The organism is Vibrio sp. 704 (genome assembly GCF_033339295.1).
The window spans coordinates 82,719-107,510 of record NZ_JAWOUH010000003.1; the positions used below are offsets into that span (position 1 = coordinate 82,719).

Consider the following 24,792-nt stretch of genomic DNA (forward strand, 5'->3'; position numbering starts at 1 on the left):
GAAATTAGGCAATATTAGCGGGCTATATTCTGCCGCTAAATAGTAATTATGTAAAGTTGAGGCGTATTCTACCCTCGCCAACGCTGATTTACTAGCCTTTGGTGGCGTTGAAAGCGTGTTTTGTAGCTCATTGCTGGGCACTCATCAATCTGATATCCCAAATATAGCCACTGTTGTTTGTTTTCTTGGCAGTATTTAATTTGATAAAACACTGCTAACGTGCCAAGAGATAACTCGTAGTCAGGGTCAAAGAAAGTATAAAAAGCACTCGAGCATTGTGGCATCAAATCTGTCACCGCAATGGCGAGCAATTGATCTGATTCATCGTAAATGTGTAAAAACGACGTTGTCAGCCAGCTGGTTTGAGCAAATCGAGCAAACTCATCACGCTTTGGTGGGTACATAGTGCCGTTTCTATGCCGTTTGCAGATGTACCTACTGTAAAGCTCAAACCATTCCTCATCCATTTCAGGTTTCATTTCCCAGCGTAAAGACTGTGCTTTATTAAGCAGCCTCTTCTGACTTTTTGATAATCTAACGTCTGGAATCGAGACTCGAATTGGCTGGCAAGCGGTGCAATGCTCGCAATGCGGTTTATATATGGTATCTCCGCTACGACGAAAACCGTTAGCCATGAGCAACTGGTAATTTTCTTCAGTATGCAGCCTTTCATCAAGCGCCACCGCAACCCGCTCTTGCCGTTCAGGCAAATAACTACAAGGGTGATTATTCGTCAACCCTATTCGAATATGTTGTATATCCGTACTCATACTGAATCCTGCAAAACTTGGGGCTGATAGGCATCAAATAGTGTTTGCTTTTCTCTTAAAGATAGTAGTTTTTGCATAAATTCGTCACGCTCAAGTTCAAATGCGCCAAGTGATGCCAAGTGAGAATTCATAACTTGGCAATCGATTAATTGACCTTGCTTTGACGCCAAATGGTTGCATAAGTACCACAATGCAATTTTGGATGCGTTATCTTTTAGGCTAAACATCGACTCCCCGCAAAAAAGTTGGCCCACGCAGATGCCATATAGTCCGCCAATCAGGTTGTTGTCATGCCATACTTCTACAGAGTGACAGTGACCAAGTTTGGCTAACTCAATGTAGGAAGCTTGCATTTCCTCGTTGAGCCATGTTTCCTCTGCAGGGCGTGTTGAAGAACATAGTCTAATCACTTCTTCTGTCGCGAAATTGAGTGTTACTTTATAGTTATGTTTACGCTGAAATTTTTTGAGACTTTTAGATGGCTTAAACTGCAATGGGTCAAACACAGCGCGCGGAGAAGGGCTCCACCATAAAATAGGTTCACCAGGACCATACCAAGGGAAAATGCCTTGATAGTAACCATTGAGGATTCTCATGGGGTTTAAGTCACCACCAAAAGCCAGCAAACCATTGGGGTCGCTGAGTGCTTTATAGGGTGAGGGAAAGTTGAACGTTGCATCGAGTTCAGTTAAATAAATAGCCATAAGAAGTCGTTACCAACATTGGAGTCAGAGGAGTTTATGATGACCTGGTTAAGAAATATCGTAAAAGTATGGCTTGGGATCATACTGTTTTTACCACTTGTCGCCAACGCAGCCTATGAAAGAAATGTTGCCAAGCCAGTTAATGAAGTAGTTTACGGGAAGATTGACTCTGTCCGTTATATTACTCAACAAGAGGTTGTTCAATCGAAAAGTAACGGTTGGAAGACACTACTTGGTGCCACTATCGGTGGTTTAGTCGGTAATCAATTTGGTGGCGGTACGGGAAGAGAAGTCGCGACGGCAGTGGGTGCGCTTGCAGGTGCCGCAGTTGCTCAAAACCAAAGTAATTACCAATACACGGTTGAATATAAGTTAGTTGAGCTACTCATCAAAGTGAAGGGTGATAAGCTAATTAATGTCATCCAAGATGTTGATAAAAATATGTTATTTAGTCGAGGGGATGAAGTTCGTATTTTATATTTTGATGATGGAGTCAGGGTTGATATCACTTATTAACCCTAGGTTGTTTTAGTCTAACGAAGCCTAATCAGGCATGTACAGTCGGGCTGGCTTATCGTCAAATCAAGTCGAAATAGTTTGCTGTTTCGCCGTGCTTCTTTCGCTCTGATTTACATCGCTGGCAATGCCTTTAATTCTGTATCTTTAGGCTGCTTGAGGATATTCATAAATTAGCGCCGATTTACTCTGGTTTTGTCGTGTTTTTTTGGGTAGTCTGAATTCACGAAGAATTGTTTAGCCCTCATAAAAATCGTATGTTGAGGGCACAAAGGATTATCAACTTTTAATGGAAAGCCTAACGTTACAACCTATCAATAAAATTCAAGGGGAAGTGAACCTCCCTGGCTCTAAAAGCGTTTCTAATCGAGCTCTTTTACTTGCTGCTCTTGCTAAAGGCAGAACTCGCCTTACTAATCTCCTCGACAGTGATGATATTCGTCATATGCTGAATGCGCTGACTAAACTAGGCGTTCAATACCAACTTTCCGAAGATAAAACAGAATGTCTCGTTGAAGGCCTTGGGCGTCCGTTTTCTGTCTCAGAGCCGGTAGAGTTATTTCTCGGCAATGCTGGCACTGCGATGCGACCATTAGCTGCGGCTCTTTGTCTTGGAGAAGGGGAGTATGTACTGACGGGCGAACCTCGTATGAAAGAGCGTCCAATTGGTCACCTTGTCACGGCACTGAAAGATGCTGGTGCGAACGTTGAGTACATGGAAAACGAGAACTTTCCGCCTCTCAAAATAATTGGTACTGGCCTAAAAGCAGGTACAGTTTCTATCGATGGGTCCATTTCAAGTCAGTTCTTGACCGCTTTCTTAATGTCTGCGCCATTGGCTGAAGGTGAAATTCGCATCAACATCGAAGGCGATTTGGTTTCTAAGCCTTATATCGATATCACCCTGCATATCATGAAGCAGTTTGGAGTCGATGTGATCAACAATGACTATCAAGAGTTTGTGATCCCAGCCGGTCAGCAATACATCGCTCCAGGTGATTTCTTGGTTGAAGGTGACGCGTCTTCTGCTTCTTACTTCTTGGCGGCGGCAGCCATCAAAGGCGGAGAAGTTAAAGTCACGGGTATCGGTAAAAACAGCATTCAAGGTGATATTCAATTTGCTGATGCGCTTGAAAAAATGGGTGCAGAAATTGAATGGGGTGATGACTACGTAATTTCACGTGTTGGTCAATTAAAAGGCATTGATATGGATTACAACCATATCCCTGATGCTGCAATGACCATCGCGACAACAGCGTTATTTGCCGAAGGCACTACCGCTATTCGTAACGTTTATAACTGGCGTGTAAAAGAAACAGACCGTTTGTCAGCTATGGCGACTGAGTTACGTAAAGTTGGTGCGGAAGTGGAAGAAGGGGAAGACTACATCATCGTCAAACCTGTGTCTCAGTTAAAGCATGCTGCGATTGATACTTACGATGATCATCGAATGGCGATGTGTTTTTCGCTGGTGGCACTTAGTGATACGCCTGTGACGATTAACGATCCAAAGTGTACGTCGAAAACGTTCCCTGACTACTTCGACAAACTTAAGGCTTTAAGCTGCTAAATATTCTGACCTAAAACAGGAAAGCCAGAGTGAATAACACTCTGGCTTTTTTGTTTCCCAATACTATTTAACCAGCGTAAATTCCTTAGAAAGGTGATGCGCTAAGTATTTGAACATATTGAATACTGCAGTCGTATTTGAAGTTGGTAAACCTTTGTCATCAAGGAAGTATTCACCTTTAAAAACTAAAACACCTTCTTTTTCTTCTACACTTGTGGCTCGCATTCCCTCGATGTAATCATCGTGCTCTTGGATGATTTGGTTAGCGATCAAAAGAAGGTCGAACTCTTCGATAAACGTTCTATCAGACATATTCTTTCTACCATCCTATTCAGTTAAGAACGCTGAGTATACCTACAACTAAAATGGGTTTGCATGATTAATTCAGTCAATCGTTCAGTAAGACTAAACAGATCAATTTTTAGAGTATAAGCATGATGCGGAGGAAGATGGCAGAGCATTGAACCAAACTATTTTGTGATGGGTAACAAAATTTATTGCATTGGATTAGCGGATGCTAAGTTTGCCTGTTTAGATATGCCGCTCAATACCTTTCAGAACCCTGTCTCTTTGAAGTATAAAGACGATGAATTGTCAACCAATCGGATCTGAATTTCAAAAAAGCAGTTGATCTTCTTTTCATCTCGCACAATAGTAAAAAAAGAAGCAATGAAATAGAACATTATGCGGGTGGCCTTTAAACAAGGTTTCTACCCGCATTATTATGAAGGACGTTAGAGTCAGTTATGGGTAAATCACTCGTTATAGTGGAGTCACCAGCCAAGGCAAAGACGATAAATAAGTACCTTGGTAAAGACTTTATTGTTAAGTCTAGTGTTGGTCATGTGCGTGATCTGCCTACGGCCGGTCAAAGCACTGGTGAGAAAAAAGCCGCAGCCATCTCAACTAAAGGGATGAGTCCGGAAGAGAAAGCGCGCGTTAAAAAAGAGAAAGACCGCAAAGCGTTGATCAAAAAGATGGGGATTAACCCATATCATGACTGGGAAGCGAATTACCAAATCCTTCCAGGCAAAGAAAAAGTTGTCAACGAACTACAAAAACTCGCCAAAGACGCAGATTGCGTATATCTCGCAACCGATTTGGACCGCGAAGGGGAAGCAATCGCATGGCACCTTCGTGAGATCATCGGTGGCGATGAAGAGCGATACAAACGTGTAGTTTTTAACGAAATTACGAAAAACGCGATCCAACAAGCTTTCCAGACACCTGGCGAGCTGAACATGGATGGTGTAAATGCCCAACAAGCACGTCGCTTCATGGACCGTGTCGTTGGTTTTATGGTTTCACCTCTACTTTGGAAAAAAGTGGCTCGTGGCTTATCTGCTGGTCGAGTGCAGTCTGTTGCGGTGAAATTGTTAGTTGAGCGTGAGCGTGAGATTAACGCGTTTGTACCAGAAGAATTCTGGGACATTCATGCGAATACGAAAACGAAAGACAAAGCGGACTTTAAACTGCTTGTTGCTCAGAAAGACGGTTCTGCGTTTAAGCCAGTTAATGAGGCAGAAACCAAAGCAGCGATGTCTGTACTTGAGAACGCAAGTTACGAAGTATGTAAGCGTGAAGACCGCCCTACAAAGAGCAAGCCTTCAGCACCTTACATCACCTCTACGCTTCAACAGGCAGCAAGTACACGTCTGGGCTACGGCGTGAAAAAGACCATGATGCTAGCTCAGCGCCTCTATGAGGCCGGTTACATCACTTATATGCGTACGGACTCGACTAACCTAAGTGCCGAGGCTGTGGACGCTGTACGTGACTTTATTGGTTCTGAGTTTGGTGATAAGTACCTGCCAGCGAAACCATTGACGTACGGTAGCAAAGAAGGGGCACAGGAAGCGCACGAAGCGATCCGTCCTTCAAATGTGGGTGTTAAGGCGGAAGACCTGCAAGGTGTCGATGCTGATGCGCACAAACTTTACGCTTTGATTTGGAATCAGTTTGTAGCGTGTCAAATGACGCCAGCAGAATACGATTCAACAACCATCAGTGTAAAAGCGGCAGAATACACGCTTAAAGCGAAAGGCCGTATCCTTAAATTTGACGGCTGGACTCGTGTACAGCGTCCAATGGGCAAAAACGAGGATACAATCCTTCCTGCGGTACAACTTGGCGATAAGCTAAGCTTAGAGTCACTTGACCCTAAACAGCACTTTACAAAGCCACCTGCGCGCTACACTGAAGCAGCACTGGTTAAAGAGCTAGAGAAACGAGGTATTGGTCGTCCGTCGACTTACGCATCGATCATTTCTACGATTCAAGATCGTGGCTACGTGAAAGTTGATCAGCGCCGTTTCTACGCTGAAAAAATGGGTGAAATTGTTACTGACCGCCTTGATGACAGCTTTAACGATTTGATGAACTACGACTTTACTGCGCGTATGGAACAGAAATTGGACCAAATCGCTGAAGGTGAAGTGAACTGGAAAGCTGTGTTAGACAACTTCTTTGCTGATTTTACTGGCGATCTTGAAAAAGCGGAGCTGGATGAGTCAGAAGGCGGTATGAAGTTAAACCACATCGTCATGACGGATATCGAGTGTCCGACGTGTAGCCGTCCAATGGGCATCCGTACTGCTTCGACAGGTGTGTTCTTAGGCTGTTCAGGTTACGCGTTACCACCAAAAGAGCGTTGTAAGACAACCATCAACTTGGGTGACGAAGAAGGTATTATTAACGTTCTAGAAGAAGACGTTGAAACCGCAGCTCTTCGTGCTAAAAAGCGTTGTCCGATCTGTGAAACAGCGATGGACGCATACCTGATTGATGACAAGCGTAAGATGCATGTTTGTGGTAATAACCCGAACTGTGAAGGCTACCTTGTTGAATACGGCGAGTTCAAAGTAAAAGGCTACGATGGTCCAGTTGTTGAATGTGACAAATGTGGCTCTGATATGGTGCTTAAGAACGGTCGCTTTGGTAAATACATGGATTGTACGAGCGAAACGTGCAAGAACACTCGTAAGATCTTGAAGAATGGCGAAGTCGCGCCCCCGAAAGAAGATCCTGTTCATTTCCCCGAGTTGCCATGTGAAAACTCAGATGCGTATTTCGTACTTCGTGATGGTGCTTCAGGTCTATTTATGGCGGCAAGCAACTTCCCGAAATCGCGCGAGACACGTGCTCCTTTGGTTGCTGAACTGGCACGTTTTGAAGAGCGTTTACCTGAGAAGTTCAAATACCTAGCGACCGCACCGCAAGAAGATCCTGATGGTCGTCCTGCAGTTGTACGCTTTAGTCGCAAAACAAAAGAGAACTACGTTCGTTCGGAAGAGAATGGCAAACCATCTGGTTGGACAGCGCTCTTTGTTGACGGTAAGTGGGAAGTCACTGATAAGCGTAAAAAAGCGAAAGCATAAAAACGTACGATCTAAGTAATGTAAAAAGGCAGCGATATCGCTGCCTTTTTTGCGTTTTGTTTTTGCGTAAAGGCCACTGTGTTGTTCGTATAGATCTTTGCTGCTTTGACTGAGTTTTGCTGACGCGAGAAGATCCCAGTATCAATATTTCGTAGTCGCTGATGTATTTTTTATGTAAAAAATATTCGTTGTAACTTTCATTTTGCATTCACATATTTGTTATACATTGGGCTAAAAAATCGGCGGTGTAGTGAATCCGTTCGTAAATTGTTTTCACAATGTAATCGTTTGCTTTTCCATGTGTGATCTAGATATCGTCTTGAGTACGCAAGAGCTGTATGGTACACAGAATGGCGTATTAAAAATTGTAATTTAGAACCCGCTTAGATAATTTATTACAAAAATTAGTGCAACTGTGTGCATTGTTTGCGTCAAAAAATAAGGAAAGAGTGGACGTTGCATACTGGAAGTGCCGTAGCTTTTTTATCCGTGTTGTAAGAGTTCACAGAAACTCAGAGACGGTTGCTAAATGTATTCGCTTGACTCCCCGAGTATGACTCATTCAAGCGAGTACCAAATCCAAGCTATAACGATATGGAGAACAACAAATGGCTGGTGTTTTGGGAATGATTCTTGCTGGCGGTGAAGGCTCTCGTTTGAGACCTTTAACGGAATCTCGCAGTAAACCTTCGGTACCGTTTGGTGGTAGTTATCGATTGATCGATTTTGCTCTAAACAATTTTGTTAATGCGGATCTGATGCGCATTTACGTCCTAACCCAATTTAAATCTCAATCTTTATTCCATCACTTAAAAAAGGGGTGGAACATCAACGGCATTACAGACCGCTTTATCGATCCTATTCCCGCTCAAATGCGTACTGGTAAACGTTGGTACGAAGGGACGGCGGACGCGATCTATCAAAACCTGCGTTTTATGGAGTTAGAGGAACCAGAGCAAGTTTGTATTTTTGGCTCTGACCATATCTATAAGATGGATATCAAACAAATGCTGAACTTCCACTCAGAAAAGCAGGCTTCTCTGACGGTATCTGCATTGCGCATGCCACTAAAAGAGGCGTCGCAATTTGGGGTTATCGAAGTGGATAGCGAAGGCCGTATGATTGGCTTTGAAGAAAAACCAGCAAATCCGAAGTCGATTCCTGGTGACCCTGATTACGCTTTAGTTTCAATGGGTAACTATGTTTTTGAAGCTCAGGTACTGTTCTCAGAGTTGGTCGAAGATGCGGATAATGAAGCTTCATCACATGATTTTGGAAAGGACATCATTCCAAAGATGTTCCCTAGAGGTGATGTGTTCGTGTATGACTTCAGTACCAACAAAATCAGTGGCGAAAAAGAAGAGGTGTACTGGCGTGATGTCGGAACTATTGATGCGTACTGGCAAGCGCATATGGATCTGCTAGAAAAAGATGCACCATTTTCGCTGTACAACCGTAAATGGCCATTGCATACCTACTACCCACCATTGCCACCTGCGACATTTACCGACTCTGATAATGGTCGTGTGCAGATAATCGATAGTTTAGTGTGTAATGGCAGCTATGTTAGAGGCTCAAGAATCGAAAAGTCGGTGCTTGGTTTTCGCAGTAATATTGCTTCTGCTTGCGATATCAGCGAATGTATACTTCTTGGTGACGTAAAAATTGGCGAAGGATGTGTTTTACGTCGTGTGATTGTCGACAAGGATGCCGATATTGCTCCTGGTACTCAGATTGGTGTGAATCTTCAAGAAGATAAAAAACACTTCCACGTGTCTGAGGAGGGCATTGTTGTTATTCCGAAAGGAGCTCGAGTTGGCTACTAACAACTTATCTATTCTGTTTGTAGCTTCTGAGGTTGAAGGCCTCATTAAAAGTGGTGGCTTGGCAGATGTTGCCAAGGCACTACCGGAAGCCCTTCAAAACCTACAGCAAGACGTAAGAATTACCATCCCTGCGTACAGCAGTATTGATAAACTCGCAGACGCAGAAGTTGTATTAGAAACAGAATTAACATCATGGCCGCATACGGAGTATCGAGTTTTGCGGCTCATGTTAGGTCAAAATCCTGTTTACCTGATTGATTGTCCGCCGTATTTCAATCGACCATCAATGTATGCGGAGAACAACCAAGCGTATACTGATAACGGCGAGCGCTTTGCGTTTTTTAGTGCAGCATGTCTCGATATGTTACCCAAGCTCGCCTTTCAACCTAATATCATACACGCGAACGATTGGCACACAGGTCTTGTTCCATTTTTGCTCAAGCACAGGTATGGCAATGATCCGTTTTTTGCTCATACTAAAAGCGTCATTTCAATTCACAATGCGGTCTTTAAAGGCGTATTTAGTTATGAAGATGTGCAGTGTTTGCCAGAGTTTCATTGTAGAAACGTTCCCGATGCTGCGGTGAGTGCAACGCATATTACGATGCTTAAAGCTGGTGTAATGAATGCAGATAAGATAAACGCGGTTAGCCCTACGTACGCAGAGGAACTAAAAACAGAGCTTGGCAGTCACGGCATGGCTTGGGAGTTTCAGCAACGTGCGCAGGACTTAGTCGGCATCTTGAATGGTTGTGATTACAGCGCTTGGAATCCGGAAACTGATACCTACTTGCCGGTTAATTACTGCGCCGACCAGCAAAGTATGTCGCAAGGGAAGAAAGCTTGTAAAAAAGCATTACAACAACGACTAAATTTGCCCGAAAAAAATGTAGCTATGTTCGGTATGGTTTGTCGGTTGACCCAGCAGAAAGGCGTTCATTACTTGTTGCCTGCTTTGGCCGACTTTTTGAAGCACGATGTTCAGCTAGTTGTCGTTGGGACCGGAGACCCTGTTCTTGCCGCTCAGTTACGAGAGGTTGCCGCGCAGTTTTCTAGCAAATTTGCCTTTGTAGAAGCGTATGACAATGAACTTGCGCATATCGTTGAAGCTGGTTCTGATTTCTTCTTGATGCCTTCTGAGTTTGAACCATGTGGCTTAAACCAAATCTATAGTATGGCTTATGGGACATTACCGATAGTACGCGGTGTTGGTGGCTTAAAGGACAGCGTTAGCGATTATGATGTAAACCCATCTGAAGCAACGGGGTTTGTTTTTTTCGAACCGACACCGCAGGCATTGTTGTTAACGATGCTAAGGGCACTGTTGCTCTACGCTCAAAACGAGCCTGAAGTGAATAAAGTACAGTTGCACGCGATGCAACAAGACTTTTGTTGGCAAAAGGCCGCAGAATCTTATTTGCAGCTTTACCACTCAGCGTTAGTTTGACTTAAAATTGTAACGAAAGGCACCGAATGAGGTGCCTTTATTATCTTGAGTAAGGGGAGTGTGGTAGGATGGCTTTTTACTCAATAGCACGATCTTTTTGATACTCAATATGACCCAGCCGCTACTTTTTCATAAAACCTATTTGCACCCTACTAGTAATGAGTGGGTTGTATTTGTGCACGGTGCTGGTGGTAGCTCTTCTATCTGGTTCAAGCAAATTAAAGCTTACAAGCAACACTTTAACTTATTGCTGATCGATTTAAGAGGTCATGGAAAGTCAAATCAGTTACTTAAAGAGCTCATTGCTAGCCGTTATACCTTTACGGAAGTTACCCAAGATATTTTGAAAGTATTGGACCATTTAAAGATCCAATCCGCTCATTTTGTCGGTATGTCGCTTGGTACTATTATTGTTCGAAACCTTGCTGAATTGTCATCAGAGCGCGTACGTTCGATGGTGCTCGGCGGTGCTGTCACAAGGCTTAACACTCGTTCTCAGATATTGGTGAAATTAGGTAATTTTTGTAAGCATATCCTACCGTACATGTGGCTCTACAAACTGTTCGCTTATATTGTTATGCCTCAAAGAAGCCAACGAGAATCTCGCCACCTTTTTATTCGCGAAGCCAAGAAGCTTTGCCAAAAAGAATTTAAACGTTGGTTTATTCTTGCCGCTGATGTAAATCCGTTAATGAAATATTTTAAAGATCGAGAGTTACCCATTCCGACTCTTTACTTAATGGGCGACAGGGATTACATGTTTATTAAACCTGTCAAAGAAATGGTTGCAGCACATAAGCTCAGCATTCTACGAGAAATCCCGAATTGTGGTCATGTATGTAATGTAGAGCGTCCAGAAGACTTCAATCAACACTCCATCGAGTTTATTAAACAGCAAGCTGTATGTGCTTAAAACTGAGTGCATCCAATGAATAGGAGAGCCGCTATAGCTCTCCTAGTTGATATCCACATTGCCAACATGCACCAAATTGCCCTTCGTTTATTTCATGACATTTTGGGCATTGCCAATCTTGATACTCATGCCTATCGGATTGTTTTCGATATGCTTTTACTATTTCTTCAGCTTTCATCTTTTGTGCCGTGTCAAAAAGCCACACATAAGGATCGGTATCATCACCAAACGGCAGTTCTCCTTTTAAGCCGAAAATACCTTCTCCGCGAACTTCACAGTAAATTTGTTCCACTTTAAGCAGCTCACATACAATGTGTGCTTCTGCTGGGTTTTTAGCGATAAATATTTTCATCAAAATACCCACTTCACCAATTACGAGTTTTGCTGACTTGGTGTCGGCCTTACTTTATTCATAACCCATTTAGTGATGATTGGAAATAGTCCCAATAGCGCAAAAGACGCTAATACTGCGGGTGAAACAATGCCCGATAGGCTTTCAATTGTTGCTAATTGAGTACCTGCATTCAGATATACGGCTGTGCCTGGCAGCATACCTATTTGGCTAGTGAGATAAAATCGACCTACAGACATCGGTGTTAAGCCCATCAGTAAGTTGATTAGAAAGAAAGGGAATACAGGGATTAGACGCAAGGAAAATAGATAAAAAGCTCCGTCTTTTTCGACACCTTGATTAATTGCGTTGAGTTTATTTCCGAATTTGTTTTGTACCCAGTCACGCAATAAGTATCGGCTGCTCAAGAAGGCCAGTGTTGCCCCCATAGTGCTAGCGAAAGAAACCAGTAGCAAGCTTGTCCAAAAACCAAATAAGGCTGCACCAAGTAAGGTGACTACTGCCGCTCCTGGGATAGAAAAAGCGGTAATTGCAATGTAGGTAAAAAAGTAAATCGCAGCCGAGAATACAAAATTCTGATCGATGTATGTAGTTAGTGCTTCTTGTTGGGCTTTTGCATTCTCTAAGGTTAAATACTGGCCAAAGTTAATACCTAAAAAGACGATAGCCGCTAGTAGGATGAGACCTAATATCAGTTTCTTATTCATAATTTTGATTCCAATTTGGGATATATGTAATAAGACAGTAGGAAAACCGAAAAAATTTCACAAAAAAACCGCAGATTAGACTGCGGTTTTACAAGATAGTTTTTAGGCCGACTTTTATTGGAGGCCGTTCATCAACTCATCTCGGCGAGCTTGAGGTACCACACTCCAATGAGTGCCGTTGATAGCACCTTCTAGTGCCCATAGCAACTCAATGTTGACGGTTGCAGAGTGCGTATCTCTTATCGCTTTATAGGCGTTAAGCGCACCTTCCTCTTCAAGCTTCTCTACGGATTCGATGCCGGCTTTTTTTAGCATGCGCTCGGTAGCCAGTCGTAAGTTAGGCAAATCTTTCAAACGGTTAGGCTTTGTACTTGCTTGCTGTTCTTTCTCAAGCTTTGCCTTTTTCAATGATTGATTCGCTACTTCGATTAAGCGTTCGCTTGATTCCCATAAATCGCTGGAAATAGCGTAGTACTTTGTAACGACTGGAAAGCCACGTTTTTTATAAACGTAAGGCTTTAGCCCTTGTTTCTCGAAGTCAGATGAAGTTTTTTGGTCTGCTCTGATATGAAGCTGATTGTTTACCACTAGTGCAAACATTGTTTCATCAGCGAATAGTCCGAAGCCACCAAACATTGAGCGCGACTTGATATTACCAAGTGCCTCAAATAGCTTCATAGAGTCTTTGAGTATCGGTTTATCCATGTTTTGTTATCTCGGTGTAATTAATATTACGCCACCAAAAGTCAGGTCCGAGAGAGTAGCAAACATGCGTAAAAACAATGTCATTACAGAGTAAAGTCATTGCTTACACACTTGCCATCGGTAACCCCGCTACCTTCCATATCGTAATATGGTTCAGGCCGGAGGCTTTGCGTCCCACTCTTTCGAATGGTTTGCCCTGTGCGTGACACAATGAGCATACTTCTTATATTGAATTAACATCACGGTTTAGCGTTAAAAGTGTGATTTCGGTTCAATAAAAATGATAGGTTGAATGCTCTATTTTGCATATGGAAAGGTGCAAATTGGCCTTTGAAAAGGAGTTCTTAATATATATTACATTTATATAAAACAGGGAGTTAACGTTAGTCAATTGTTATTAGAGTGGTGTGAAGTATTAGAGAATGCTTAATTTTTCCAAAAAAATAAGCGCCCCTGTAGAGCGCTTATTTAACACGGTTAAATACAGTGAAATTTAGTTCATTTTTTTCACAGTATTTCGAATTACAAGCTCAGGTTGCATTTCGAAAATTCGTTTTTCGTGTTCTTTATCTTTGATACGCTCAAGTAGAATTTCGAATGCATTTTTACCAACACGACGTTTAGGTTGGTGGATAGTCGTTAGCGGTGGAGAGAAGTATTCTGCAAGCTCGATGTTGTCGTAGCCGATCACTGAAATATCTTCAGGAATTTTGATCCCGTTTTGTTGCAAGCGGCTCATTAGGCCGAGAGCCATTGTGTCGTTAAAACAGAATACCGCCGTCGGGCGCTTGTCCATTGCGGTAATTTTATCTGCAACTAATACGGCCGTATCACATTCAAAGTTACCTTCAAGGATCCAGTCTTCATTTACAGCTAGGTTCGCTTCGCTCATTGCGCGACGGAAACCTGCAATGCGCTCTTGGCAAGCAAGCTTTTCAAAATGACCGCTTAGACAAGCGATATCCGTATGACCATTGTCAATCAGATGTTTGGTTGCAATGTAGCCACCTTCTTCTGAGTTATCCATGATCTTGTCTGCTTGTGAGCTCTCTGGGCCCCAATCCATGACCACTTTAGGAATGTCCGCATGACGGTCAAGCATCTCTTTTAGTTCTTCGGTTAAGTCAGAACACATCACTAGGATGCCATCAACGCGCTTTTCAGCCAGCATACGAATGTAATCGCGTTGTTTTTCGTAAATCCCGCCTGTGTTACATAAAATCAGAGTATAGCCTTGGCGGTAACAGTAGCTCTCAACGCCATCAATCACTTCTGAGAAAAATAGGTTAGTTGATTGAGTTACTAACATGCCAATCGTACGAGTTGAGTTGCATTTTAGGCTGCGTGCAACGGCACTTGGCGCGTAATTCAGCTCGTCAACGGCTTTCATTACTTTTTCTTGCGTTGCTTCTGCAACGAAACGCGTTTTATTGATAACGTGCGAAACTGTCGTAGTGGAAACGCCGGCTAAGCGAGCAACGTCTTTTATCGTGGCCATAAATGGTGTCCTGTATCGAGCTACTGAAATATGTCGTATTGGATGTACCTGATGCTCTAATGGTTTCACACCTAGCAATATAAAATTGGCGCTAAGTGTCTCGGCAGCGGTTGATCCAAGTGCGACAAAAGGGTACGTAGCAGCATCGGTCGATGAATTTTATCTTTTTTCTATCTGATGAGAAATTGCCATCAACCTGTTAAGAAAACACAAAAACCGCTATATTTCAGCGGTTTACATATAAATCATATTTAATCGTTTGCGCTCACATTTTAGCCCTATGTGGACTGACTAGCAATGTTTTCAGCAAGAGATTTGTGTATTTGAAGTCACATTTTGACTGCTAAATAACCAAGCGTCTTTGCGCTAAGTTAAGGCAAACGAATATTATACCCAAGTTACTTACAATTGGTCACTTTCAGGCATACAGGAAGCCCGATAGGCAGGCTCCCTAAAAATAGGCGGCAATTATTCACCAAGAAGGTAGGCGCTGTCTAGTTTACAAAATGCAACTAATAGTTTCGCGACACTCGAGTAAAATCCAAATTCGTCGAATTTTTTACATTTGTCTGAAAACTGAGGTAACCAAGACATCAATTGTTGCTGGATAAAGTCGTTTTGTTTAACGAAGGCTTCTTCCATGTGTTTTTCTTGTTCAAGCTCGTTTGAGCGGATAATCATGTTCCCGAGAAAGTCGAGCTCAACGGCTAAGTGATCCGCAGGTTCCTTTAGGTTTTCGTCTACTTGAACGCCAAATTCAGCCATCAACTTTTCCATTTCCTCAGCTGGCTTGTCATTCAGTAAACCTGATTCACCAATGTACATGGATGCGTAAGGAAGAGCGCCGTATTTTTCTGTCTTCAAAAACAGTTCACAAAAGTCAGCTGCAAGCTCTAGTTGTGCATCTTCACGATCTTGTAACCGATTCAATGCATCAACTAGGCTATCAACAGCTGGTTTCAGCGACTCATTTTCACCTAAACCTGCGAGAAAACTGCGAATTTCAACACTGTGATAGGCTTCCAATTCTTTCTCTGTTAGTTCTTTTGCGAACAAGCTCGAAAACCACCAGTAAATTTCAGCGCGTTTTTCATTAAAAGCTTTCACTTCTTGCATTTTGGGCTCCTGAATGATGCTTCAAGTCATGCATCACAAAGTCAATTAGGGATATCCCCTAAGTGTAATCAATTAAAATGAATAGCAGTAACTATAATTGTTGTGTTTTATGGTCAAAAATGACCGTTTATTAATAGCAATGGGCAAGCTTGTTTTGAATCAATAAAAACGCTAAATCTTGCGTTTTAATGTATCTATGACTAGAAATGTTACTAGTTATGAATAGAATACGTCTTGGATAATAAGAAGACAGAAAAGTGGTGTAAATGAGCTATCACGTATTAGTCGTAGAAGATGATGTTGTAACTCGTAGTAAGCTTGCGGGATATTTCCAAAATGAGGGCTACCAAGTCAGCGAAGCAGAGAGTGGCGCAGAAATGCGTGAAGTTTTGCAAGCGGGCGATGTAGACCTGATCATGCTGGATATTAACCTGCCTGGTGAAGACGGCCTGATGCTTACTCGTGAGTTACGTAGCCAATCGGATATTGGTATCATATTAGTAACAGGACGCACGGATAGCATTGATAAAATCGTAGGCCTAGAAATGGGTGCTGACGATTATGTGACAAAACCTTTTGAACTGAGAGAGCTGTTAGTTCGCGTTAAAAACTTGCTGTGGCGTATTTCAGCAGCGCGCAGTGGCAGCTCGAAAGCGAATGAAACCAGTGAAGAGCACATTGTGCGCTTTGGGGAGTGGACATTCGACATTCAACGTCGCGCACTTAGCCGCAACGGTGAGCCAGTAAAACTAACTAAAGCAGAGTATGAACTTTTGGTGGCATTATCGTCTTATCCTAACCAGGTGTTAAGTCGTGAGCGTATTTTGAACATGATCAGCCATCGAGTGGATGCGCCGAATGACCGCACCATTGATGTTCTTATTCGACGTATGCGCGCAAAAATGGAGTTCGATCCCAAGAACCCACAGATTTTTGTAACGGTACACGGCGAAGGCTATATGTTTGCTGGTGACTAGTTGGAACATAACTAAATCGTAAAAAGAAAAAGGAGAGCTTCGGCTCTCCTTTTTTGTGGCTTCAAGATAATACTAGTTTGCTTCAACCATTGGTGTTTGGCCGACAGTATCACGCAACCTTTGCCAAATACTGCCCAAGTACTCATGCCAATAAAGCTCTGTTTGTTCTAAGTAACGCGCTTTAGGTGAGTATTTATCCCAAGGTTGACTGATTTCGCTAATAGCTAAGAAGTTGGTCGGGGCTGGGATTGGTTTAATGCCTGCTGCGTTGAACTCATACAATGCACGGCTCATGTGACTCGCAGAAGTGACTAACACAATCTCCTTTTGTTGAACGAATGCAGCCGCTTGACGCGCCTCTTCCCACGTATCTTTCGCATCTTCTAATAAAATGATATCGGATTTCGCGACTCCCAACGCAAGGGCAACGTTCGCCATCATTCGCGCGTGGCTAATTTCAGATCCGCCAGCATAGCCGGATAAGATTAATTTCGCGCCTGGATACATTCTTAAAATACGAATGCCCTCAGTTAAGCGCATTAATGCTGCACGGCTTAACTGCGAGGTGGGTGGAATTTCGTCATCGATAACATGACCATTCCCTAAAACCATCACGTAGTCGATGGTGCCAGAAACTGGCAAAAAGGCTTTATGCTCTCGCTCTAACGGCATAAGAAGCTTGGTTGAAACAGGTTGGAAGGCAACAAGAAAAATGCCAACAAAAGAGAATAGAACAACGAAGCAGCCAGTTTTACGTTTTGTAGTAAAACTAATGAGAGCAAGACCCAACAAGCCTATCAGCAGCAATGCCGGAAGGGGCATAAGCATGGCTGACACTACTTTTTTCAGCTCAAACATACATAAATAGTCCGAAAAAACATCAATTGATAATAAAAATGAGGGTATCCCTCTTTATTCCTGCTTTCCTTGTGCCAGAATAGCGGCACAATCCGTTATGATAACTCAGCAGAAGTGACAGAAGACCGCAATTTCGACGATATCGCCCACAAATTTGCAAAAAATATTTACGGCTCCGATAAAGGGGAGATCCGCCAAATCATTGTGTGGGAAGATTTTCTACAGATTCTAAGTGAATTAGATGCTGACCAGCAACCCCTAGAAGTGTTGGACGCTGGTGGTGGTTTGGCACAAATGTCGCAAAAGCTTGCTAAGCTCGGACATCGAATCGCTTTATGTGATCTATCTTCGGAAATGCTGCAGTTGGCTAAGCAGGATATTGAAAAAAACGGTTTGCTTGAGCAGTATCGCCTGATTCATTCGCCTGTCCAATCCATCGGTGAACATATGGATGGACAGGTCGATCTGGTTATGTTCCACGCTGTGATGGAGTGGCTGGTTGATCCTAAGACCGCACTTGAAACAGTTCTTGAACAAGTAAAACCGGGAGGTATCGCATCAGTCATGTTCTACAACCACCACGGTTTAGTCTATAAAAACGTGGTTTGTGGCAACATTCCTCATATATTAGACGGCATGCCTCACCGAAAAAGATTTAAACTACAGCCGCAAAAAGGCTTAAAACCTGAAGAAGTCTACCAGTGGATAGAAAATTCAGGTTTTAATATTTGTGGCAAATCTGGTATTCGCTCATTTAGTGATTACATAGGCAATATGGAATACATGGGTGATTACGAGTTTGAAGATGTGTTGGCGCTAGAAAAACAACTTTGTCGACAAGAGCCATACCTCTCATTAGGCCGCTACATTCATGTGTGGGCTAAAAAGAACGATAAACAGGAATAACAATGAGTGAGATGACTCTCAATGCTGCAGAGCAACCAATCGATGAGCTGGTTGGCTGGGTTAAGCAGCACGATTTCTCGTTGAACCTGACCACAGAGCGATTGGCATTTTTGATAGCCATTGCCGTACTGAGTAATGAAAGGTTCGATGAAGAACTGGGTGAAGGTGAACTGCATGATGCATTTGCCATCGTCACTCGACTATTTGATGAGACCGGCGAAGCCTCCGCTTTTCGTGCGAACAATGCGATCAACGAGATGGTTAAGCAGCGTCTTATGAGCCGTTTTGTCAGTGAAATTACTGACGGAGCGAGCATTTACCGCTTGTCGCCATTAGCGATAGGAATAACCGACTACTACGTGCGTCATCGTGAGTTCTCAAAACTGCGTCTATCTATCCAGCTATCCATGGTAGCGGATGAAATGGCGAAAGCGATTGAGGCAGCACAAAAAGGTGGCACACCGGGTCACTGGAAGAAAAACGTATACGGTGTTTTAAAATATTCTGTAGGCGAAATTTTCGATCAAATTGACCTCAACCAACGTGTTATGGATGAGCAGCAACAGTCAGTGAAACAACAGATTGCTGACCTGCTTAACAAAGACTGGCGCGAAGCGATCAACAACTGTGAAGCACTTCTGTCAGAAACATCAAGCACGTTGCGTGAACTTCAAGATACGCTGCAAGCCGCCAGTGATGAACTGCAAACTCAGATCCTCGATATTCAAGAAATTGTTTACGGTGACCCTGAGCTGGAGTTTATCGAAGAAGCCTTGTTTGGTCTGCAAATGAAGCTGGACCGAATCACAAGCTGGGGCCAGCAAGCTATCGACCTTTGGATTGGTTACGACCGACACGTGCACAAGTTTATCCGTACTGCAATCGATATGGATAAGAATCGTGCGTTTAGCTCGCGTCTGCGTCAATCTGTCAAAGATTACTTCGATGCGCCTTGGTATCTGACTTATGCAGATGCGAAGAGGCTTTCCGACCTTCGTGATGAGGCCCTAGTACTGCGTGATGACGAGGTCACGGGTCAAGTTCCGATGGAAGTAGAATACGAAGAGTTTCAACAAGTCAATGATGAGTTGTCTGAACGAATTGGTGACATGCTAAAAGCGCATAAAGATCAAGGCACACCAATCGATTTGAGTGTGGTACTGCGAGATTACCTTGCACAGCACCCTTACACTCATCATTTTGATTTAGCTCGCATTATCGTCGATCAAGCTGTACGTCTAGGGTATTCAGAATCGGATTACCAAGCGATTCAACCAGACTGGAAAGCAATCAACGAATTTGGGGCAAAGGTACAAGCGAATGTCATCGACCGATACTAATGAATACATGTCAGAGAATCTGGCAAAAGCAATTTCTAACCCTCTGTTCCCAGCGCTAGACAGCATGCTTCGAGCAGGGCGTCATATCTCAAGTGAAGATCTAGACAATCACGCGTTGTTGTCGGATTTCGAACTTGAGCTTTCTTCTTTCTACCAACGCTACAACACCGAATTGGTGAAAGCGCCAGAAGGTTTCTTCTACCTTCGTCCTCGTTCAACGTCTCTGATTGGCCGTAGTGTTCTTTCTGAACTGGATATGCTGGTGGGGAAGGTACTGTGTTTCCTTTACCTAAGCCCAGAGCGTCTTGCGCACGAAGGCATCTTTACTAACCAAGAGCTGTACGACGAACTGCTTGCTCTAGCAGACGAAAACAAGCTGATGAAGCTAGTGACGAACCGTGCGACTGGTTCTGACCTTGATAAAGAAAAGCTGTTTGAAAAAGTACGTACGTCACTTCGTCGTTTGCGTCGCCTAGGCATGATCATCAACATCGGTGAAACCGGTAAATTCAGCATCAGTGAAGCGGTATTCCGCTTTGGTGCCGATGTACGTATTGGCGATGACATGCGTGAAGCGCAGCTGCGTCTAATCCGTGATGGTGAAGCAGTAGTGCACACCAAAGAGCCAAGCCAAGGCAGCTTATTGTCTGAAGAAGATCAAGACGACCAAGCCCAAGAAGAAACAACAGAAGAGGGTGAAGCATGAGCATGATTGAACGCGGTAAATACCAATCGCTGACCATGGTCAACTGGAACGGCTTCTTTGCCCGTACGTTTGACATCGATGGTCTGGTCACCACGCTATCAGGTGGTAACGGTGCAGGTAAATCAACCACAATGGCGGCGTTCATCACCGCATTGATTCCTGACCAAACGCTGCTGCACTTCCGTAACACGACAGAAGCGGGCAGCAGCCAATCGTCTCGCGACAAAGGTTTGTACGGTAAGCTACAGCCGGGCGCATGTTATGCGGCGCTAGACGTGGTGAACTCACGTAACCAACGCCTATTGTTTGCAGTAAAACTACAGCAAGTTGCGGGTCGTGATAAGAAAGTAGACATCAAACCGTTTGTGATCCAAGGTCTTCCAAGCCATGTGAAACCAACGGATATCTTGGTTGAAAGCGTATCTGCGACTCAAGCTCGTGTACGTCAAATCAATGAAGTAAAAGAATCAATCGCAGAATTTGAAGGCGTTCAATTCAAAGCGTTCTCTTCTATCGTGGATTACCACTCGCAGATGTTCGAATTCGGTGTGATTCCGAAGAAACTGCGTAACTCTGGTGACCGTTCTAAATTCTACCGCCTGATCGAAGCATCGCTTTACGGTGGTATCTCAAGTGCGATTACCCGTTCGCTACGTGACTACCTTCTGCCACAAAACGGCGGCGTGAAGAAAGCGTTCCAAGATATGGAATCGGCGCTGCGTGAAAACCGCATGACGCTAGAAGCGATCAAAACCACGCAAGCAGACCGTGACTTGTTCAAACATTTGATTACAGAGTCGACCAACTACGTGGCAGCGGACTATATGCGCCATGCTAACGAGCGTCGTAAAAAACTAGAACAGACATTGTCTTTGCGTTCAGAGTTATTTGGTTCTCGCGAGACCTTGATTGAGCAAAACAATCTGCTTAACCGCGTTCAAGAAGAGCTGGAACTGCTGATCGAGTCAGAATCTTCTTTAGAGCAAGACTACCAAGCGGCTTCTGATCACTTGCAACTGGTGCAAAACGCGCTGCGTCAGCAAGAGAAGATCGAACGCTACCAAGAAGATCTTGAAGAGCTTAGCGAGCGTCTTGAAGAACAAATGATGGTAGTCGAAGAAGCGCAAGAACGCGTGATGATGGCTGAAGAGCAAGCTACCGTTGCAGAAGAAGAGGTGGATAGCCTTAAGACGCAACTTGCTGATTACCAGCAAGCTCTTGACGTTCAGCAAACTCGCGCCCTTCAATATCAACAAGCAGTTCAAGCGCTGGAGAAAGCGAAGCAGCTACTTGGCGATGACAGCCTAACGGCAGAATCGGCACAAGCGCTTGTCTCTGAGCTTAAGAGCAAAGAATCAGAAAACACCAATGCGTTGCTATCGGTTAAGCACAAACTGGACATGTCTTCTGCAGCGGCAGAGCAGTTTGAAACCGCGCTTAAACTGGTACAAAGCGTCGTTGGTCAAGTTGAGCGCAAAGACGCGTCTGAACATGCGAAAACTGCAATCGCGAAAGCGCGTGAGTCACAACAAATCGCACAAAACGAACAGCAATGGCGAGCACAACACCGTGATCTCGAACGCAGCCTTAACCAGCAGCGTCAAGCACGTGAACTGGTTGCTGAATACAAAAAGCAATATCACGTTGAACTAACCGATGAGGTTACATTTGAACAAGAACGTGAACGTCATGCGACGCAAATCGAATCACTAGAGATAGCTCAAGAAGAAGTTCGTGATCAGCGTGGTGAACAGCGCCGTCTAGAGCAAAACGCGGCGGCAGAAATCAGTAAGCTTGAAGCAATAGCACCAGCTTGGATTGCGGCGAACGATGCGCTAGAGAAACTGAGAGAGCAGAGCGGTGAAGAGCTTGAGGATCGCCATGCGGTAATGAACCACATGCAAGTTGTCCTTGAACAAGAAAGGGAGCTGTCTTTAGCTAAAGATAAGCTTGCTGAGCGCCGTAGCCAGCTAGACGCTGAGATTGAGCGCCTAGCTTCTCCTGGTGGTTCAAACGACCCTCGCCTGAAAGGTTTGGCAGATACGCTGGGCGGTGTATTGCTGTCTGAGATCTACGATGACATCACGATTGATGACGCGCCTTACTTCAGTGCGATGTACGGTCCGGCTCGTCACGCTATCGTTGTTTCTGACTTGTCAGGCATCGAAGAAAAACTGGTAGAGCTAGACGACTGTCCAGAAGACTTGTACATCATTGAAGGTGACATCGATGCCTTTGATGACAGCTCGTTCGATGCAGAAGAGTTAGAGGGCGCGGTTTGCGTTCGTATGAACGATCGCCAAATGCGTTACTCTCGCTTGCCTGAGATCCCATTGTTTGGCCGTGCGGCACGTGAGCAGCGTCTAGAGTTGCTGCGTAACGAACGAGAAGAAGTGGTAGAGAAACACGCGAAAGCGGCGTTTGATTCTCAGAAAATGCAGCGCTTGTACCAAGCGTTTAACCTATTTGTGTCTAACCACATTCAGGTTGCTTTTGACGCCGATCCAGAACAAGCACTGGCAACTATTCGTGATAAGCGTAACCAAATTGCTCGCGTGTTGGCGGATCTGGATGCGAAAGAGCAACAACAACGTTCTCAGCTTCAAACCAGCAAGCAAGCGTTGTCTTCTCTGGACAAGCTAGCGTCACACATGGTGCTTGTTGAAGATGAGTCATTGCAAGCGCGTTTTGATGAGCTAGAAGAGAAAATCGCTCAGCTTGCAGAGGCAAAAAACTTCTTAAACAACCATGCAAAAGCCGTCACGCAATTAGAGAATATTGCGTCTGCGCTTGATGCTGACCCAGAGCAATTCGATGCACTAGAAGCAGAATACAAAGCGGCAGACGAGCGGCTACAAGATCTTAAGAAGCAAATCTTTGCACTCTCGGATCTCGTTGAACGTCGTCACTACTTCGCTTACTCAGATTCAGTAGACCTACTGAACAAGAGTAGCGAACTGAGTGAGCAGCTAAAAGCTAAACTGGTTCAAGCTGAACAAATGCGTACTCGCTCTCGTGAAGAGTTGAAGCAATCGCAAGGTCAAATGAACCAATACAACCAAGTATTGGCATCATTGAAGAGTTCACACCAAGCGAAACTGGAAACGGTTCAAGAGTTCAAACAAGAACTTCAAGAGTTTGGCGTGAACGCTGACGAAGGTGCGGAAGAGCGCGCAATGCGTCGTCGTGACGAACTGCACGAGCGTCTACACTCGTCTCGCAGCCGTAAGAGCGAATACGAGCGCACGATCACCTCTACTGAACTAGAGATGAAAGGCTTGGCAAAACGTCTGAAGAAAGTTCAGAAAGAATACGTTGAGCTGCGTACGTTCGTGGTTGCTGCGAAAGCTGGCTGGTGTTCAGTACTTCGTCTGGCGCGTGAGAATGATGTTGAGCGTCGTCTACACAAGCGTGAACTGGCTTACATGTCAGCGGATGAACTGCGTTCGATGTCGGATAAATCACTGGGTGCGCTGCGTCTAGCGGTTGCGAACAATGACGACCTGCGTGATGCGCTGCGTCTATCAGAAGATAATGCACGTCCAGAGCGTAAAGTTCTGTTCTATATTGCTGTATACCAACACCTTCGTGAGCGTATTCGTCAGGATATCATCCGTACTGATGACCCAGTTGAAGCAATCGAAGAGATGGAAGTCGAGCTGGCGCGTCTAACGGAAGAGCTAACGCAACGTGAAAACCGTCTAGCGATCAGCTCTGAGTCAGTAGCGAGCATTATCAAGAAGACGATTCAACGTGAGCAAAACCGTATTCGTATGCTGAACCAAGGCCTGTCGAACATCTCGTTTGGTCAGGTGAAGGGCGTACGTCTGAACGTGAAGATCCGCGAAAGTCACGAAGTGCTACTGAACGGCCTAGCGACACAACAAGAGCAGCATAAAGACCTGTTTGAATCGACTCGCTTTACCTTCTCTGAAGCAATGGCGAAACTGTTCCAACGCGTGAACCCACACATCGATATGGGTCAACGTTCTCCTCAAGTTCTGGGTGAAGAGCTACTGGATTACCGTAACTACCTAGAGCTAAGTGTAGAAGTGAACCGTGGTACAGATGGTTGGCTACAGGCTGAGTCTGGCGCGCTATCAACAGGTGAAGCGATCGGTACCGGTCAGTCAATCCTTCTTATGGTTGTTCAAAGCTGGGAAGAAGAGTCTCGTCGTCTACGCAGCAAAGACATTGTGCCTTGTCGTCTGCTCTTCTTGGATGAAGCCGCGCGTCTGGATGCGAAATCGATCGCGACATTGTTCGAATTGTGTGACCGTCTGGATATGCAGCTTCTCATCGCGGCACCTGAAAACATCAGCCCAGAGAAAGGTACGACCTACAAACTGGTGCGTAAGGTGTTTAAAGACCACGAGCACGTACACGTAGTTGGTCTGCGTGGTTTTGGTCAAACGGATAAGCCTAAGACTGAAGCGCAAGAGATGATTGAAGAGTTTGAATCGTAAACCCCGAATCTAATAAAACGCCCGCAATGAACGCGGGC

The 24,792-nt window shown here is 44.3% G+C and carries 20 protein-coding genes and 1 riboswitch; of the genes, 11 read left to right on the plus strand and 9 right to left on the minus strand.

Annotated elements, in window-relative coordinates; all coding sequences use genetic code 11:
- Positions 1 to 68: 68 nt before the first annotated feature.
- Together R7R24_RS06410 and aat are read right to left on the minus strand one after the other, a co-directional pair.
- Positions 69 to 770, minus strand: coding sequence for an arginyltransferase (locus tag R7R24_RS06410; RefSeq protein WP_054575105.1), 702 nt, complete (start codon positions 768 to 770; stop codon positions 69 to 71).
- Positions 767 to 1,474 (minus strand): leucyl/phenylalanyl-tRNA--protein transferase, encoded by a 708-nt coding sequence (gene aat, locus R7R24_RS06415; protein ID WP_054577975.1) that lies wholly within the window; start codon positions 1,472 to 1,474, stop codon positions 767 to 769. Before aat ends, R7R24_RS06410 begins: the two co-directional genes overlap by 4 nt.
- A 39-nt stretch (positions 1,475 to 1,513) precedes the next feature.
- On the opposite strand from aat, the gene R7R24_RS06420 reads away from it, so the two are divergent.
- Complete coding sequence (locus tag R7R24_RS06420; RefSeq protein ID WP_005378348.1) at positions 1,514 to 1,990, plus strand: glycine zipper 2TM domain-containing protein; 477 nt, start codon at positions 1,514 to 1,516, stop codon at positions 1,988 to 1,990.
- Between the two features lie 289 nt (positions 1,991 to 2,279).
- Positions 2,280 to 3,560 (plus strand): 3-phosphoshikimate 1-carboxyvinyltransferase, encoded by a 1,281-nt coding sequence (aroA, locus tag R7R24_RS06425; protein WP_005387883.1) that lies wholly within the window; start codon positions 2,280 to 2,282, stop codon positions 3,558 to 3,560.
- 63 nt (positions 3,561 to 3,623) lie between these two features.
- Here the strand turns inward: aroA and R7R24_RS06430 are convergent, their stop codons facing one another.
- Complete coding sequence (locus R7R24_RS06430; protein WP_005387884.1) at positions 3,624 to 3,872, minus strand: YciN family protein; 249 nt, start codon at positions 3,870 to 3,872, stop codon at positions 3,624 to 3,626.
- A gap of 434 nt (positions 3,873 to 4,306) precedes the next feature.
- On the opposite strand from R7R24_RS06430, the gene topA reads away from it, so the two are divergent.
- The 4 genes from topA to R7R24_RS06450 all read left to right on the plus strand — a co-directional run bounded on the left by topA (position 4,307) and on the right by R7R24_RS06450 (position 11,123).
- Positions 4,307 to 6,937 carry a type I DNA topoisomerase gene (topA, locus tag R7R24_RS06435; RefSeq protein WP_005378351.1) on the plus strand — a complete coding sequence of 877 codons (2,631 nt, stop codon included), beginning with the start codon at positions 4,307 to 4,309 and terminating at the stop codon, positions 6,935 to 6,937.
- A gap of 608 nt (positions 6,938 to 7,545) precedes the next feature.
- Entirely contained in the window at positions 7,546 to 8,763 is a 1,218-nt protein-coding gene (glgC, locus tag R7R24_RS06440; protein WP_017634726.1) for a glucose-1-phosphate adenylyltransferase, read from the plus strand.
- A complete protein-coding gene (glgA, locus tag R7R24_RS06445) occupies positions 8,753 to 10,210 on the plus strand; it encodes a glycogen synthase GlgA (protein ID WP_017820031.1) in 1,458 nt (485 codons plus the stop codon). The genes glgC and glgA overlap by 11 nt, the downstream gene beginning before the upstream one ends.
- Before the next feature lie 109 nt (positions 10,211 to 10,319).
- On the plus strand, positions 10,320 to 11,123 hold the full coding sequence (locus tag R7R24_RS06450) for an alpha/beta fold hydrolase (RefSeq protein ID WP_017820032.1): 804 nt from the start codon (positions 10,320 to 10,322) through the stop codon (positions 11,121 to 11,123).
- A 31-nt stretch (positions 11,124 to 11,154) separates the two neighbouring features.
- Here R7R24_RS06450 and R7R24_RS06455 read toward each other — a convergent pair whose 3' ends face one another.
- The 5 genes from R7R24_RS06455 to torD form a co-directional block, all read right to left on the minus strand.
- On the minus strand, positions 11,155 to 11,475 hold the full coding sequence (locus tag R7R24_RS06455; RefSeq protein WP_017820033.1) for a DUF2007 domain-containing protein: 321 nt from the start codon (positions 11,473 to 11,475) through the stop codon (positions 11,155 to 11,157).
- A gap of 20 nt (positions 11,476 to 11,495) precedes the next feature.
- Positions 11,496 to 12,182 (minus strand): TVP38/TMEM64 family protein, encoded by a 687-nt coding sequence (locus R7R24_RS06460; protein WP_005378366.1) that lies wholly within the window; start codon positions 12,180 to 12,182, stop codon positions 11,496 to 11,498.
- Between the two features lie 114 nt (positions 12,183 to 12,296).
- Positions 12,297 to 12,887: a TfoX/Sxy family DNA transformation protein gene (locus R7R24_RS06465; protein ID WP_005378367.1), complete on the minus strand. Its 591-nt coding sequence runs from the start codon at positions 12,885 to 12,887 to the stop codon at positions 12,297 to 12,299.
- Between the two features lie 116 nt (positions 12,888 to 13,003).
- A riboswitch (cyclic di-GMP riboswitch) is annotated at positions 13,004 to 13,093 on the minus strand.
- Positions 13,094 to 13,380: 287 nt separating this feature from the next.
- Positions 13,381 to 14,385, minus strand: a complete 1,005-nt coding sequence (gene purR, locus R7R24_RS06470; RefSeq protein WP_005378368.1) for an HTH-type transcriptional repressor PurR — start codon at positions 14,383 to 14,385, stop codon at positions 13,381 to 13,383.
- 468 nt (positions 14,386 to 14,853) lie between these two features.
- Positions 14,854 to 15,501, minus strand: coding sequence for a molecular chaperone TorD (gene torD, locus R7R24_RS06475; protein ID WP_005378369.1), 648 nt, complete (start codon positions 15,499 to 15,501; stop codon positions 14,854 to 14,856).
- Positions 15,502 to 15,767: 266 nt separating this feature from the next.
- On the opposite strand from torD, the gene torR reads away from it, so the two are divergent.
- Positions 15,768 to 16,478 carry a two-component system response regulator TorR gene (gene torR, locus R7R24_RS06480; protein ID WP_005378370.1) on the plus strand — a complete coding sequence of 237 codons (711 nt, stop codon included), beginning with the start codon at positions 15,768 to 15,770 and terminating at the stop codon, positions 16,476 to 16,478.
- A 72-nt stretch (positions 16,479 to 16,550) separates the two neighbouring features.
- Here the strand turns inward: torR and elyC are convergent, their stop codons facing one another.
- Positions 16,551 to 17,336: an envelope biogenesis factor ElyC gene (gene elyC / locus R7R24_RS06485; RefSeq protein ID WP_005387893.1), complete on the minus strand. Its 786-nt coding sequence runs from the start codon at positions 17,334 to 17,336 to the stop codon at positions 16,551 to 16,553.
- Between the two features lie 114 nt (positions 17,337 to 17,450).
- Between elyC and cmoM the strand changes: the two genes are divergently transcribed.
- Genes cmoM through mukB form a run of 4 tightly spaced genes read left to right on the plus strand, consistent with a single transcriptional unit; the run spans position 17,451 to position 24,754 of the window.
- Positions 17,451 to 18,242, plus strand: a complete 792-nt coding sequence (gene cmoM / locus R7R24_RS06490; protein ID WP_054578034.1) for a tRNA uridine 5-oxyacetic acid(34) methyltransferase CmoM — start codon at positions 17,451 to 17,453, stop codon at positions 18,240 to 18,242.
- 2 nt (positions 18,243 to 18,244) lie between these two features.
- On the plus strand, positions 18,245 to 19,582 hold the full coding sequence (gene mukF / locus R7R24_RS06495; RefSeq protein WP_054577974.1) for a chromosome partition protein MukF: 1,338 nt from the start codon (positions 18,245 to 18,247) through the stop codon (positions 19,580 to 19,582).
- A complete protein-coding gene (gene mukE / locus R7R24_RS06500) occupies positions 19,563 to 20,288 on the plus strand; it encodes a chromosome partition protein MukE (RefSeq protein WP_005378379.1) in 726 nt (241 codons plus the stop codon). The genes mukF and mukE overlap by 20 nt, the downstream gene beginning before the upstream one ends.
- 2 nt (positions 20,289 to 20,290) lie before the next feature.
- Positions 20,291 to 24,754 (plus strand): chromosome partition protein MukB, encoded by a 4,464-nt coding sequence (mukB, locus tag R7R24_RS06505; protein WP_054578033.1) that lies wholly within the window; start codon positions 20,291 to 20,293, stop codon positions 24,752 to 24,754.
- Positions 24,755 to 24,792: the final 38 nt, after the last annotated feature.